The 14159-nt window shown below is 67.4% G+C and carries 12 protein-coding genes and 1 pseudogene; 4 read left to right on the top strand and 9 right to left on the bottom strand.

Annotation, left to right across the window (positions count from 1 at the left end):
- Positions 1–414: 414 nt before the first annotated feature.
- The 4 genes from IE255_RS37940 to IE255_RS37925 all read right to left on the bottom strand — a co-directional run bounded on the left by IE255_RS37940 (position 415) and on the right by IE255_RS37925 (position 4142).
- Positions 415–1155, bottom strand: coding sequence for a hypothetical protein (locus IE255_RS37940; RefSeq protein ID WP_190054983.1), 741 nt, complete (start codon positions 1153–1155; stop codon positions 415–417).
- Positions 1156–1475: 320 nt separating this feature from the next.
- A complete protein-coding gene (locus IE255_RS37935; RefSeq protein WP_190054982.1) occupies positions 1476–2231 on the bottom strand; it encodes a hypothetical protein in 756 nt (251 codons plus the stop codon).
- A 325-nt stretch (positions 2232–2556) separates the two neighbouring features.
- On the bottom strand, positions 2557–3174 hold the full coding sequence (locus IE255_RS40525) for a pentapeptide repeat-containing protein (protein WP_372487524.1): 618 nt from the start codon (positions 3172–3174) through the stop codon (positions 2557–2559).
- Positions 3175–3938: 764 nt separating this feature from the next.
- Positions 3939–4142 (bottom strand): cold-shock protein, encoded by a 204-nt coding sequence (locus IE255_RS37925; RefSeq protein WP_010040284.1) that lies wholly within the window; start codon positions 4140–4142, stop codon positions 3939–3941.
- 497 nt (positions 4143–4639) lie between these two features.
- Between IE255_RS37925 and IE255_RS39780 the strand changes: the two genes are divergently transcribed.
- The 4 genes and pseudogenes from IE255_RS39780 to IE255_RS39765 all read left to right on the top strand — a co-directional run.
- Complete coding sequence (locus tag IE255_RS39780; protein WP_229906787.1) at positions 4640–4834, top strand: hypothetical protein; 195 nt, start codon at positions 4640–4642, stop codon at positions 4832–4834.
- 86 nt (positions 4835–4920) lie between these two features.
- Positions 4921–5064 (top strand): hypothetical protein, encoded by a 144-nt coding sequence (locus IE255_RS39775; protein WP_229906786.1) that lies wholly within the window; start codon positions 4921–4923, stop codon positions 5062–5064.
- Between the two features lie 9 nt (positions 5065–5073).
- A complete protein-coding gene (locus IE255_RS39770) occupies positions 5074–5436 on the top strand; it encodes a hypothetical protein (protein WP_229906785.1) in 363 nt (120 codons plus the stop codon).
- A pseudogene (locus IE255_RS39765) lies at positions 5367–5645 on the top strand (penicillin-binding transpeptidase domain-containing protein); the annotation flags it as partial. The gene IE255_RS39770 and the pseudogene IE255_RS39765, both read left to right, overlap by 70 nt.
- 260 nt (positions 5646–5905) lie before the next feature.
- Here the strand turns inward: IE255_RS39765 and IE255_RS37915 are convergent.
- From IE255_RS37915 to IE255_RS37895, 5 genes are all read right to left on the bottom strand, one after another.
- Positions 5906–6739 (bottom strand): alpha/beta fold hydrolase, encoded by an 834-nt coding sequence (locus IE255_RS37915; RefSeq protein WP_229906784.1) that lies wholly within the window; start codon positions 6737–6739, stop codon positions 5906–5908.
- 226 nt (positions 6740–6965) lie between these two features.
- Positions 6966–10538: a glycoside hydrolase family 32 protein gene (locus IE255_RS40085; RefSeq protein WP_190054981.1), complete on the bottom strand. Its 3573-nt coding sequence runs from the start codon at positions 10536–10538 to the stop codon at positions 6966–6968.
- A gap of 85 nt (positions 10539–10623) precedes the next feature.
- On the bottom strand, positions 10624–12168 hold the full coding sequence (locus tag IE255_RS37905; RefSeq protein ID WP_190054980.1) for a glycoside hydrolase family 32 protein: 1545 nt from the start codon (positions 12166–12168) through the stop codon (positions 10624–10626).
- On the bottom strand, positions 12165–13208 hold the full coding sequence (locus IE255_RS37900) for an ATP-binding cassette domain-containing protein (RefSeq protein ID WP_190054979.1): 1044 nt from the start codon (positions 13206–13208) through the stop codon (positions 12165–12167). The genes IE255_RS37905 and IE255_RS37900 overlap by 4 nt, the downstream gene beginning before the upstream one ends.
- Entirely contained in the window at positions 13205–14158 is a 954-nt protein-coding gene (locus tag IE255_RS37895; RefSeq protein ID WP_190054978.1) for an ABC transporter ATP-binding protein, read from the bottom strand. The genes IE255_RS37900 and IE255_RS37895 overlap by 4 nt, the downstream gene beginning before the upstream one ends.
- Position 14159: the final 1 nt, after the last annotated feature.

Below are 14159 nucleotides of genomic sequence, written 5' to 3'. Positions count from 1 at the left end.
CCACTGTCAACCATCAGCTGGGACCGAAGTGTCAAGCATCTACCGGGACCGGACAAGCCTCGCCCGGCCGACTGAGTAACAACCTTCTTCACGGGTTCAAGGCCCGCGCACGGCGCGGGCGCGCGCCGCCTCTGCGGCGCGGCCTGCCTCCTGTCTTCGCCCCGGCTGGCCGCGCCCGGCGGCGCGCTACGTGCATGCGGGCGGAGGTAGGAAAACCCTCTGTGGCTGAGGCCGGTCGGCTCCACGGCTTTAGGCAGCCAATTTGGCGCGAGCCTCGAAGATCATGGCCCAAAATCGGGCACTAACGGGCAGGCTCACAAACCTGCCCGATCCGCGGACTAGCGTAATGGGCCATGATCACTCGCGCCAAATCAGCTCCAGCCCAAAGCCGCTCCACCGACCTGAACGCTTCACTCATCCGATAATTTCTAGCGCTACTCGAAAGAAGCGCTGAACAGATACCCAATCCGTGGACTTGGCACAGAGGTAATAAAGCCCTCGGTCCGCGTCGAATATAGGTGTCATCTCTCCCTGATTCTTCAGGTGCACTGCAGGAGTCGCCTGAACCTCGATCCAGCCGTCGCGTGGTGAATCTGAGATCTGCTCAGGAGTGAAGTGCCCCCACAGCCTAATTCCAAGTGGGTTGTATGAGATGTCGCAGGACCCGCGGGCCTTGCCCCAGGCGAAGTCAAAGTCTTCGATCGGCTCAAGCAGGGGTGCGGTTGCCTTGAGGAACCACCACACTACCTCTCGGTAATCTTCGCATTCATCGGGCGACGGCGGGTCGGCCCCGTCGTGCTCAACCGCATTGCGCAGCCGGTTCATGCGTTTCAGCATACGCTGCCTGACCGCACCCCAGCTTTCTAGTACGCCCAGCCAGCCACGACTTTTGGTGTCTGGGTACTGCTTAAATCCGTACACTTCATCGAGGTGTTCAAGGCGTGTTTGCATTGTCCTCTTAAGGGCGAGAACAGCATCGATCAGGTCGTACTTATTATGGTGATTGTCAAGGCGGTACTCAGCGTGCCTGAAAGACTCATTGGCGCGCCTTCTCATGGTCGCGTCATTGTCGCTTCTGCCCGCGCCTCCGTATCCTTGTATTTCCAGCCCGCTAAGATCGCCATCGAGCCACCATGAGCGTCCGCCATCTGCCATGGCGATACTGTACGGCGGCACTTCCGTGCGAGCTCGCGATTTACAGATTCAGGCGGAGTCGGCATAGATCGACGAGCCAGGCACGAAGCTGATTCGGACGGCCTACGCCCAGCGCCAGGGCAGGCTCTGCAGGAGCCACGCCAGCTTCAGGGTGAGTGTCTAACTGCGTGACAACGCCGACGGGCAGCGGCGGACGAGCGCGGACACCTGCGGACCCTCGCGGCAGGTGAGAGGCACCCCAGCCCGTGGGAGAGCGCTCCGGTGAGTTGCTTCGGGACGAAGAGGTCGTGGGTTCAAACCCCGCCCCCGGTCGGCGGTTCTCAACTGGAACGGGCGACAATCTGTCCAACGACGGAGAAGCGCTGCTCACACTCCGGGCAGGTCGCCTCACCGAAGGCATAAGTCAGGGCGCGCGCGACTTCCTCGTGGCCGTCAGCCAAGGCAAGGTCGTAGAGGCGGCGGCCGAGACCCTCCAGGGCGCGGGGGTCGGCCGGATGGAGCGGAAAAGTTTCGATGTCATCGGAGAGGGCGTAGTCCTCCGCCGCACTGAAGAAGCCCCGCTCTCCGGTGATCACCCACAGCGACGCGCACCCGTCGGGATCCGGGCACTCAAGCTCGTATTCCTCGCTGACGACACCCCAGATCAAGTCCTCCGCCCAGTGGATGTCGCCCTCCAGGTTCAAGGCCGCCTCAACTAGATAGCAGTAGTCGTTCCGGTCGGCGGTGACCTGCCGCCACCTGTTCGCGGCGCCCAGTAGGCGTGTGACTTCCGACGCGTACTGGTGCCGCAGATTTCGGGTCTCGTAGCGCTGGTCGGCCTGGACGAGAAGGGCGCCGGCCAGGTGGAGGGCCGAAGCTGCCAGGTCGGCTTTGTCGGCCTCCGCCATGTCGGCCAGCGTGGGCAGCACCAGCGGATGGGTGACGTCCAGAGAGCCGTTGTGGTAGAGCTCCGTCCAGAGGTCGCTCCAGGCCTGACTGTCCCGCCCCTTGGCGGCACGTTCCAGCAGTGCCCTCAGGCGGTCGGAATCGGCGTCGTCTGCGCGGGGAGCGGGAGAACTCGTCGTCATCTCCGGCATCCAAGCAGACTGCCGCAACCGCACTTCCGTCGACCTGTCGATTGCTGTGGAAGTGTGCCGGTCAGCATGTCCGGTGAGGCTGGGCCACGATCCGTTGCAAGTCTGCCCAGTGCCGGAGCCGTTCAGATGACATCCAACATCGACATCAACGACCACGGACAGCGGTGGCGTCTGGCAATCATGTGCGGCGCCCGTACGCACAGGGGGCCGCCATCACGTGGGGCCCTGATCGAACTCCTAATTCGGTGCTCAGATCGCTGAGTCCCCTCCACCTGCTCACGGCCGGGATGCCTACAAGTTGGCGGGGAGGATGACTCTCCGTAGATCACTGGCCGCAGTTGCGGATTCCCATGTTCGCCCCGTTCGACCACTTAACGCCAGCAGTGCACGTTTCCTTCCATTGCGCACCGTCCAATTGAGCACCCCGGAGATCGGCCTCCGTCAGGTCAGCACCCGTAAGGTCTGCCTTCCTCAGGTCAGCGCCCCTAAGGTCTGCCTTCCTCAGGTCAGCACCCCTAAAGTCCGCACTCCTTAGTTTCGCCCCCTGAAGGTGCGCTCCTACCAAAATGGCCGATCGAAAACTTGACTTCGAGGTAAATATGGCGCACCGTAGATCGGCATCGGTAAAGTTGCCATTCCTAAAGTGAGCCCCGGGGAGGTCAGCCCGAGTCAACCTCACATCGTGAAGGTCGGGCTGCTCGCCTTTACCAAATCCCTCCCCGTTTGTGTCTCTTCTGCTGAGCACCCCCACGGCCGCTTGCACGTCAATATCGGGCCGAGGAAGTTGCGCGCAGTATTGAGCTCGTTCGTTGAAATGAACTATCCCTTCTTGAGTTGCAACCTTAACGTTGAGTTGCGAGGTATGAGCCCGCAAATATGCCGAAATAGACTCAACTATTGCTACTCGGTCATCCGTCGAACGTTTATGTACACTACCTAGCATGTACATCGCACCCATTCGCACGTCAGGGTTCGGGTTCCCTAGTCTTTCCAGTGCTGCCGCATATTTATCATCTACCTGCTTCTGCTTCTCGGCGAGTTGGCCCACAAGGGCGACAGATAGTGAAACTATGGCAGCGATGACCGCAGAAGCAATGGCAGCCATGGCGGATACTTTCGCTGCAGATTTGCCGTTAGAGTCTCCCATTCATGAAGCCCTTTCCGTGTCACCTTTAAGCCATTCCTGCCGGAAATAAGAGTATTGAGCGGATTACGCAGGGCAACTCGTGGTCAGCCAACGGAGTGAAAAACGGTTGGTCGGCATGCTGTGGACTATCCGTGGACAGGCCTCGCTCAGCTGATCGAAGACGCAGCCCTGACCAGCCACGTCGCCCAGGACTGAAGGGCTCCGGAGCCGTGTGCGCAGGTTCGAATCCTGCCGGGGGCACTCCGGGAAAAGCTCCTGACCTGCAGAAATAGAGGTCGGGAGTTTTTGTGTGCATGCCAGAACGCACACGGTCTTTTGACTGTTGCCATTCATAGGCGTCATGAGCCCGCTCGGCGCACTCGGCCTGAGAGCGGGGGTGCCGTACCGGCTCGGCCGCTACTCGTTCGCTTCGGACGGCGGGTCGAACGCCCAACGCCCGCTCGAAGGGGCACACCACGCCACTTGCGCGCAATCGCGCATCATTCACAGCCTGTGGGTGAGCCTCGACTGATGCCCGGCGTTCCGCAGCCGGGACGCCGGGCATCATCAGGATGGCGTGATCAGGCGGGGCGGATGTTCTCCGCCTGCGGGCCCTTCTGGCCCTGGGTGACGTCGAACTCGACCTTCTGGCCCTCCTGCAGCTCGCGGTAACCCTGGGCGGCGATGTTGGAGTAGTGGGCGAAGACGTCGGGGCCGCCGCCCTCCTGCTCGATGAAGCCGAAGCCCTTCTCGCTGTTGAACCACTTGACAGTGCCCTTGGCCATGACCGTCTCCTTCGAGGGAAACCGGGCCCGCACCCTGCGTGCCCGGGAGGTGATCGCCCTGGTCCGGAGAGGCGCTGAAACGCAAGAACGCCCGTGATGGCGATCACGGGCGAACGGGACTTCGGAACCACGACTGCTGATCACAACGCTATATCGGCCTGACGGCAGCCGCCAGCGAAAACGCGCCAGGGCCAGCGTTCCGCATGTCGCCTCGTGAAGGATGCGGCGATGTGTGCCGTCGCCGCTGGTGCTCTCGGCGTGACATCAGCTTGGGAGCCTGGGCTGCTCAGGGCGAAGGTGTCCGTCAGACCGGAAGGAGTCACGGGCACGGTGCTCGATGACATCACGGCGTGCCCGATACGGTCTACGCCGCTCGGTCGCCGCTCATCACAGCCTGGATGACATCACTGTGCACCGCCGGGCAGGACCTGTCGGCCCGGCAACGCTTTACCAGAAGCTGACATACCTGTAGTGGGCACGAATACACGATCCGGTCCATGAACAGAGCGGCAAAGGTCGGCATAGCCGGTACGTGTACGGCACTGCTCGTCCTCGGGGGATACGGCGCCGACAACATCGTGCACGGCCTGCGCTCGGAGGCGACGGGCGACGTTCAGACCAAGGCGGCGCACAGCTTCGACCCGGCGACGGTGTCGAGTTCACCGCCGCGGACGCCAAGGCCGTCAAGCTGACCCGGGCATTCCTGGACAGTTGGTCACAGCAGCGCCTCGACGCGGCGGCGAACGACACCGACAGGCCGAGCACGGCCGCGCCGGCGTTGAAGGGATACACCGACGGTCTGCGCCTGACGAAGCTGACGTTCGGCCAAGTGGTGTCGGCCAGGCCGTCGGCGGTCACTGCCGGCGCCACCAGGGTCACCTTCAGCGTCACGGCCAAGGTGGCGGACGGCACCTGGACCTAGGCGAGCGCGGTGGCGGTGCTGCAGAGCGCCAACGGCCAGCCGGCGGTGCACTGGAACAACTCGGTGCTCTACCCCGGCCTGGGCGATGACCAGTCGCTGACGGCGGGCAAGCTCCCCGCGGACGCGAGTTCGGCCGAGGTCGTCGCAAGCGACGGGAAGACGGACCTGACCACGTTCCCCTCGCTGCGGGACATGGCGGCGACGATCCGCAAGAACGTCAAACCCAGTGGTGGCAGCACCGGCACGGGCGTGGCCGTGGTGGACTCCGGTGGCGACGGTGTCAAGAGGTTGAGGTCTTCTCCATGGGCAAGGCCCCGAAGATCAAGACGACCATCGACGCGCACCTCCAAGCCGTGGCCGAGAGCGCGGTGAAGGACTCTCCCCTGCGAGGCAAGCCGGCCGGGACGGTGGCGCTGGACTGGCGGACCGGTCGCATCCTCGCGATCGCCCACACGGGCGCGGACGGCGACATCGCCATCAACGGCATCAAGTCGCCGGGCTCCACCATGAAGATCATCACGTCGGCTGCCCTGTTCGACAAGGCCGGCCTCACGCCGAGCAGTCCGGCCCCGTGCACGGACTCGCTGACGGCCAACAGCCAGACCTTCCACAAACGATGCATCGGCCAGCATGACCAGCACCGTCACCGCCCACCGCCGAACGCGGCGGATACAAGCAAAGACCTGACGGATCGTCACTCTCGACTGCCCGACGACAAGGCGTACGCGGTCTCACGCGAACCCGACCCCTCGCAATCGAACACCGGGGTGACGCTCCGCGACCATTCCCCAAGATCTGTGCGGAACCCACGACTCGCGAATAAAGCCAGAAGTGGACCCGCTCAGCTCTGCCGCAGGACCTCACGCAGTCGGGTGGCGAAGGCGTGGGGATCCTCGACGAAGCCGGTGTGGCCGCCGGGAAATATCGTGGGCTCGACGTTGAGTGCCGCGGCGAGCGCTCGGGAAGTGCGGTCGCAGACCTGCCCGGCGGAGGCGTCGCCTATGCCGACCACGAAGCGGACTGTCGTTGATCCGGGGGCGGAGATGTCTGGCTTCCAGTGTGTGGTGGCGCGCATCTCGTGGGCGAACCAGCGGCGCTCGTCCGCGACCTGCTGCGCATCGCGCTCTCCGCCGAACATTTGCTCAATCACGGGCTCGGGCAGGTTGATGTTGGCCTGCACGAAGAACTTCTTCCAAGCCCCCGTCACATCGCCGGCGAGATAGGTGGCGATGAGCTCCTCGGTCTGGGCATGCAGTTGGTCGCGGTCCTCCAGCAGCTCATCCAGAGGGGGCTCGTGGGCGATAACGGTGTGGACCTGCTTGGGCTGAGTTTCGGCGAGGGCCAGCGCGCTGACGGCACCGCCGCTGGATCCCAGGACGACGGCTGGGCCCGCGTCGAGGTGGGTGATGAGCCGGGACAGGTCATCGGCACGCAAGTGCGGGGTGGAGTCCTGGCCAGGGTCGTCGAGTTGACTGCGGTTGATGCCCCGCGGGTCGGTGGTGAGCACGGTGTGATCTGCGGCAAGTAACTCGGCCAGCGGCGCGAAGGCCGCGGCGTCCATCGGAGCGCCGCAGAGCACGATGAGGGGCCCCTGGCCGCGCACCTCGTAGTGCAAGCGCGCGCCGGGCACTTCGAGGGTCCGGTCTATGCCGGCGTCGATTGAGTTGTTGATCACTAGTCCTCCAGCGCGGTGCAGTGATCTTCGGTCGGTCACTTGGACTCCCGCGGGGAGGCGGACTCATCGCTAGCGGGTGAAAACCTTTTCTGTAGTGGCTCGCCGAGAGCACCGGCCAAGATTGGCTTGGAGTGATCAGATGTCAATTCTCGATTTCGGCAGAGAGACTCCGCCTCCAGCATGGGGGGCGGAGCTCCTGTGGTCGTGGCGTCGACCTGACCGGCGGTCACAGTTCCTTTGCGTACGTGTCCTGGTAGGCCGCCCTCCCTCCGAACACGTTGAGGCCGATGTGTCCGTTGGTGTATGTCGTGTCCGTCACGTCGATGATCTGTGTGCCGTTGAGGAACACCTGGATGCGGTTGCCCTGGGCGAGGATGCGGACCGGGTACGTGGTGCCGCGGCGGACCAGGGCCGGGACGCGGGCGAGGGCGGCGGCGTCGTCGAAGTGGCCGTTGGCCTTGGCGACCAGGCGGATTACCCGGAGGTCGGGGTCGATGTTGAGGCAGTAGGCGTCGGTGCCGTCGGCGGAGGCGCGCCAGAGGAGGGAGAGGGCGCCACCGGTGTTCGGGTCGGGGCCGCCGAGGCGGACCAGGGTGGTGAGGTCCAGGTCCGTTGCCGTGCGGGTCGACATGGCGTTGGAGTCCTGGTCGAAGGTTCCGGCGCGGCCGGCGCTGTCCGTGGACCAGTGGCCGGCCGGGGTGATCGTCAGTTCGCCCAGGTCCGAGCGGAATTCACCGCCGGTCGGGGCGGCTGCCAGCGGCTTCACCCGATCCACCAGGCGGTAGGTGCTGTCCAGTCGGTGCACCTTGAGCGACTCGATGTGCGCGGTGCCGCCCTTGGCGTAGAAGGCCATGCCGTCGGCATCCGGGGTGGGGAAGATCAGGCTGGTCACCGCGGCTTGGCCGGCCGCGCCGAATGCCTCGACCGACGACGAGTCGACGTAGACGCGCAGGGTCACGCGGCCGTCGGTCGCCTTCATCGGCGCGGTCGTGCGGCCCGCGAAGTACTGGGTGAAGTCGCTCAGTCCCGAGGCCGTCCGGTCGACGAACAGCTGGTTCGCCTCGGCGTCGTATCCGACCGTCGTGTGCTGGTCGTCGTCGGCTCGGAGCCGGAAGCCGATCTCCGTGGCGGTGCCGAGGGTGATCTCGGCCTCGATCTCGTAGGCGACGCCCTTCACGCCCGCGAGCGGGTTCGCGGAGCCGGGGCCGACGGAGAGGTTTTTGCGGGTCGTCGTGGACGTGCGCAGAGGCGTCAGCTCCTGCACCGGGCGCTGCACCAGGCGGATCCCGTCGGCGGCTTCCGTGAGCGTCAGTTCGCGGGGAATGCTCAGCTGGCCGTTCCAGGCGCCGGTCGGGGCGCTGAACGGGTAGTCCCAGTTGCTCATCCAGCCGAGCCAGACGCGGCGCTCGTCGGGCAGGCCGTAGAAGGACATGGCGGCGTAGTAGTCGCGGCCGGAGTCGGCGCGCAGGGTCGTCCCGGCGGTCTGGTCGGGGGTGAAGTTGGTGCCGTTCCAGTCGCCGGTGAAGTACTGGGCGGCCGAGCCGTTCGTGGCGCGTACGGCGCCCGTGCTCAGGGTGAGGACCCACTTCACCTTGTCCTGGTCGCCGTCGACCGGGAGGGGGAAGAAGTCGGGGCACTCCCAGACGCCCGGCGTGCCCCAGTCGCCGTAGCCGAAGGAGCTGACCTGGGTCCAGGTGAGGAGGTCGGTGGAGGTGAAGAAGCGGACATGGTCGCCGCCGGAGACCACCATCAGCCACTGGTCGTGCTTCTCGTCGCGGATCACCTTCGGGTCGCGGAAGGTCCAGCCGGCGTCGGGGCCGCCAGGATTCTGCACGGCCGGGGTCGAACCGCCGTGCCACTGCCAGGACCGGCCCTTGTCCTTGCTGTACGCGATGCGCACACTGGCGTTCCCGCCCGGCTTGTCCGGGTGATAGCTGGTGTAGTACGCGATCAGGCCCGAGCCGCCGTCGAAGAGGCCGGAGGTGTCGTCCGCGTCCACGATCGCCGAGCCCGACCAGCAGTTGCCGTACTCGTTCCAGGGCAGGGCGATCGGCAGTGCCTGCCAGTGGACGAGGTCCGTGCTGACCGCGTGCGCCCAGCGGCCCTCGTCCTGGTGGAAGAGGTGGTACTCGCCGTCGTAGTACACCAGGCCGTTCGGGTCGCTGGTGCGGCCGGCGAGCTGGGAGTAGTGGTACGTGGGGCGGTACGGCTCGGTGAAGTAGTCGGCGGTGCTGGTGAACTCGACGTTCTGGAAGTACGACGTTCCCTGCGTGGCTGTGGTGCCGACCGTGCCGCCCGTGGTGCGGGACACGCGGGTCTTGAGCGCGCGTACGCCGTCCACGTACACCTCGATCGTCCTGCTCGTCGCGCGGGCCTCGACGCGGTAGGTGCCGCCGGGCGCGATGCGCCGGACCGGGCCGGCGGCGGAGGCGAGGCGGGCGCCGGAGGAGCGGTCCAGGAGGACTACGGTGTTGCGGCCGGTTTCCAGGCGGGCCTCGTAGCCGCCGGAGCCGTTCGCGGACGCGCGTAGGACGAGGCCGGCCGAGGACGAGGTGTCGGCGGGTGTGATGTCGGCCCTCGCCACCAGGTCCCCTTCGGTGAAGGGTGCCGTGCGCAGGCCGTTCTCGCCGCGGATGCCGCGCAGGTCGGGGGTCCAGGACCCGGAACGTGCCGTCCAGCCTTGGACGCCGGTGACGAGGTCGGCGGCGGCCATGTTCTCGAAGGACACCGCGCCGGACGATGCCGTGACGGCGAGTCGGCCCGTGGTGTGAGTCGTGTCCTGGGCGGTGATGACGGGGCTGTAGCCGTCGGGTGAGAGGAAGTTGGTCTGCCAGTGCACGCGGAGTTCGTCGCCCTCGGCTTCTACGCGCAGGCGGTAGACCGTGTCGGCCTTGATCGTGGTCGCGTACGTGCCGAGGGTGACGTCCCCGTCGATGCGGTAGAGCCGCAGCCTGCCCTGGCCTGGGTCGACTTGGACGCCGTAGCCGCGTGTGGCCTTGGCGTCGGTGCGCACCAGCAGCGTGGCGATCGCGGCGGCGTCGTGCAGGAGCAGGTCGGCCTGGAGCGCGGTGTCGTAGACCGGGGTCGTGGTGATGGCGCGGGCGGTGGCTCCCTGGGAGGGGCTCGCGTGCCAGCCGAGCGGGCTCGCGGTCCAGGTGCCGCCGCTCGTGGTCCAGCCGGTGAGGTTGGTGGTGACGGCGGAGAGGGAGGGCAGGCCGAAGGTGACCGTGCCGCCCTGGGCGAGCAGGCCCAGGGAGCCGGTGTCGTGGCGGTGGTCCTCGGTGTGGAGGAGCCGCTCGCCGTCCACGAACACCGTCAACTCGGGTCCGTCCACGGTCACTTCGAGGTTGTGGGGTCTCCCGGCCTGCGTGCTCTTCAGGGGTGCGGTGGCGAGTGTGTCGCCGCTGGCCAGGTCGTAGAGGCGTATGCGGGCGCGGCCCGGGTCGAAGGCGGCCGCGTATCCGGTTGAGCCGTCCGGGGCTGCCCGGAACACCAACGCGCCCACAGCGGAGGAGGATTGGGGCGTGATGCGGGCCGCGTATGTGCCCTTGGTCGCGAGTTGCTGCTCAGAGAGGGCGAGGGCGCGCCCGCGACGGCCGGCGGTCGCCTTCTGGCCGCCGTCGGATGTGCGGGTCCAGGTGCCGGTGACGGGGAGGGGGTCGGGGATCGGGGTGTGGGCGGGGGTTGCTGCGTCGGCGCTCGGGGTGGCGGCCTGCGCTGCCGGGAGGCCGGCTCCGAGAGGCAGCAGTGCGGCGGCGGTGCCTCCTGCGAGCAGGAGGGTACGGCGGGACACGCTCATGGCGGCTCCTGAGGGAAAGCAGGGAAGGGTGGACCACGGCCTGCGGGGACGTCCACCCCGCGGGCCGTGGTCGTGTGTAAGACGGTCACGGCCACAGCGGGCGGGGGCCGTCGGTGAAGGCCGACGCCATCTGCCAGGCGTCGAACCGCTCCAGGGTCACGTCACCGTCGGCACCGATGCCGACGCCGACGGCCTCGTCGGGGCGGGTGGGGTAGATGCGGGCAGTGAGGGGCCGCCCGTTCGCGAAGATTTCCAGTGCGGAGTGGTCGACGAGGACGCGAAGGTCGACCCGGCCGTCGTCGTCCAACGGCAGTTCGCCGTGACGGGGTTCGGTGTCGACCGTCGGATCGAGGCTGCTGCTCTCGCGGTGCAGGCGAAGAGTGCCGCCCGATCCGTCGTGCGCCCTGCTCACCTCCACGACCGTGCGCTCCGCGCCGTCCGGTGTCTCGCGGACGACGAGCCGGGCGGTCGCTCCCGGGGCGAGGTGCAGGGTCGTCTCGATGTCCAGCTGGTCGCCACGCACGGTGTGCAGCCGGGTGTACGCGGTCTCCAGCGGGCCGGCCGGAATCCGTAGGTGCTCCCGCCGCAACAGCCCCAGTTCGGGCACCGGAGCCTGGTCCAGGCGGCCGTCCGCGCCGAGCGTGACGATCCTCGGCAGGGACATCACACCGCACCAGCCGGCCTGCGCGTTCGCCTCGTCCGTGCGGCCCTCCTGGAGCCAGCCGAACATGATGCGGCGGCCGTGCTCGTCGCGGGTGGACTGGGGGGCGTAGAAGTAGCGTCCGCCGTAGTCGAGGCGGTTCAGGGCGGTCGGGGTGAAGGTGTCGCCCTGGTAGTGGCCGGTCCAGTACAGGGGGTGGTGGGTGGTGCCCTCGTCCCAGGCGGAGAAGACCAGCACGTCGGTGCTGCCGGCCTTCTCGTCCTCGCCGAGCCGGAAGAGGTCGACGCACTCCCACATCGTGCCGGTCCAGTCGAGCTCGCCCTGCTTCTGCGAGGCGTCGCCGGTCAACAGGGGGCCGACGTAGCGCCAGTCGCGCAGGTCGTCCGACTCGTACAGGAAGGCCGTACCGCCGACGCCCCGGATGCCCGAGCCGATCAGCTGCCGCCACACCGCGTCCTCACCGGAGCCCTCCCGCCACACGCAGTGGTCGCGGAAGGCCGTGATGTCGAGGCCCTCGGGCGGGGCGGTGATGACCGGGTTGGCCTGGTCCTTGGTCCAGTACCTCAGGTCTGCCGATCCCCTTGCCACACAAGGGAGTTCAAGGTCTCCGTGCCTGCCCGAGTAGACGAGCGTGGGCACTCCCCCGTCGTCGACCAGGACGCCGGACCAGCAGCCGTCGCGGTCGGGGCCGTCGGTGCCGGGGACGAGGGCGACCGGTTCGTCGGTCCAGTGGACTAGGTCGGTGCTGGTGGCGTGGCCCCAGTGGATGCGGTGGTGGGCGGGGGCGAGCGGGTTGTACTGGTAGAAGAGGTGGTAGACGCCGTTCCAGTGGGTCAGTCCGTTGGGGTCGTTGAGCCAGCCGCCGGGCGAGGTGAAGTGGAAGCGGGGGCGGTGGGGGTCGCGATGGGCGCGCTCGGCCAGCCCCTCGGCGGCAGGGCGGCCGGAGGGGAGGGTGAGGTCGTGGGTCATGCGGCGGTGGTCTCCGCTTTCTCGGTGTCGTCGGTGGCCTCGCCGGCCGGCCGGTCGGTGGCCTTGAGCACGCGGCGGGCGATGTCGGAGGCGGGTGCGCGCAGGTGGCAGCGCACCCAGTGGGGTTGTCCGTCGTCTTCGCCGACGATGTGGCGGACGGGCTCGGTGCGGCTGCATGTGCCGTCGTCGCCGTAGGGGCAGGACGTGGGGTTGAGGATCGCCTCGCGGAGGCGGGCGCGCTCGACGGGGTCGTAGCTTCCGGCCCGTTCGGGGTCGGGTACGGCGGACAGCAGCAGGCGGGTGTAGGGGTGGGCGGGGGCGTCCATGACGGCCAGTGCGTCGCCGCCTTCGACGAGTTCGCCGGCGAACATGACCATGGTGGTGTCCGCGAGGTAGCGGGCGGAGCCCAGGTCGTGGGTGATGTAGAGCATGGCGATGTTCCGCTCGTCGCGCAGGCGCCGCATCAGGTTGAGCACGCCGACGCGCACGGAGACGTCGAGCATCGAGGTGGGTTCGTCGGCGAGGATCAGGCGGGGCTCGACGGCGAGGGCGCGGGCGATGGCGACGCGCTGGCGCTGGCCGCCGGAGAGTTCGTGCGGGTAGGACTGGAGCATGTCCTCGGTCAGGCCGACCGTCGCCATCAGCTCCCGCAGTGCTTCGGGTGTGGCGGGGTGGCCGTGCAGGACGAGGGCCCGGGTGAGGAAGTGCTCGATGCGGTGGACGGGGTTGAGCGAGCCGAAGGGGTCCTGGAAGACCATCTGGACCTTGCTGCGGTACGCCCGTGACGCCCGGCGCCGCTCGGTGCGCAGGACGTCCTCTCCGTCGAGCAGCACCTGTCCGGCAGTGGGCTGTTCGAGGCGGGCGAGGCAGCGGGCGATGGTGGACTTGCCGCTGCCGGACTCGCCGACCAGGGCGGTGATCCGGCCGGCGGGCAGGTCGAAGAACACGTCGTTGACGGCGCGGACACGGCGCCGTGAGAAGACGGTACCGACCTGGAAGTCCTTGGTCAGGCCGCGTACGGAGAGGAGAGGGTCGGTCATCGGGGGGCTCCTTCGGTGCTGCGGGCCACCCAGCGGCCGGGCGCGACCTCGCGCAGGTCGGGGATGTTCATGGAGCAGTCCGAGCGGTCCTCGGGGCAGCGGACGTGGAAGCCGCAGCTGTCGGTGGTGCGCGGGGCGTCGAAGAGGCCGGTGAGTTCGACGCGCGGGCCGGTCAGGGGCGGGAAGGCGTTCATCAGCGCCTCGGTGTACGGGTGGAGGGGCTTCGCGAACAGGTCCTTGGCGTCGGCGAGTTCGACGATCCGTCCGCCGTACATCACGCCCATGCGGTCCGACAGCTCGACCATCAGGGACATGTCGTGGGTGATGAAGAGGATGGAGAAGCCCAGCTCCCGCTGGAGGTCGCGGATCTGCGCCATGATCTCCTGCTGCACGACCACGTCGAGTGCGGTGGTCGGCTCGTCCATGATCAGCAGCCGCGGCTTCAGGGCGACGGCCATGGCGATGACCACGCGCTGGCGCATCCCGCCGGACAGCTGGTGCGGGTATGCCTTCAGCCGTCCCGGGTCGATGCCCACCAGTCCCAGCAGTTCACCCGCCCGCTCCCGCGCGGCCCGCTTCTTCAGCTTCTCGTGGGTGGTGAAGATGTCGACGATCTGCTCGCCGACGGTGAGGACGGGGTTGAGGGAGTTCATCGCCGACTGGAAGACCATGGCGATCTGCCGCCACCGGAAGGCACGCAGCTCCCGCTCGTCCAGGGCGAGGACGTCCCCGCCCTGGAAGCGGATGCTGCCCGCGGTGATCTCCGCCGGGGGCTTCAGCAGCCGCATCACCGCGTTCGCGATGGTCGACTTGCCGCAGCCGGACTCCCCGGCGAGGCCGAAGACCTCTCCGGCGCCGATGGAGAAGGAGACGTCGTCGGCGCCCACGACGGTGCGTCCGTCGCCGCGGTATTCGACGCGCAGGCCGTTCACCTCGAGTACGGGTTCCATG

The sequence above is a fragment of the Streptomyces lomondensis genome, from assembly GCF_014651035.1.
GTDB lineage: Bacteria > Actinomycetota > Actinomycetes > Streptomycetales > Streptomycetaceae > Streptomyces > Streptomyces lomondensis.
Note: the sequence above shows the minus strand (reverse complement) of the source record. Positions and strands in the feature narration are given on the sequence as shown.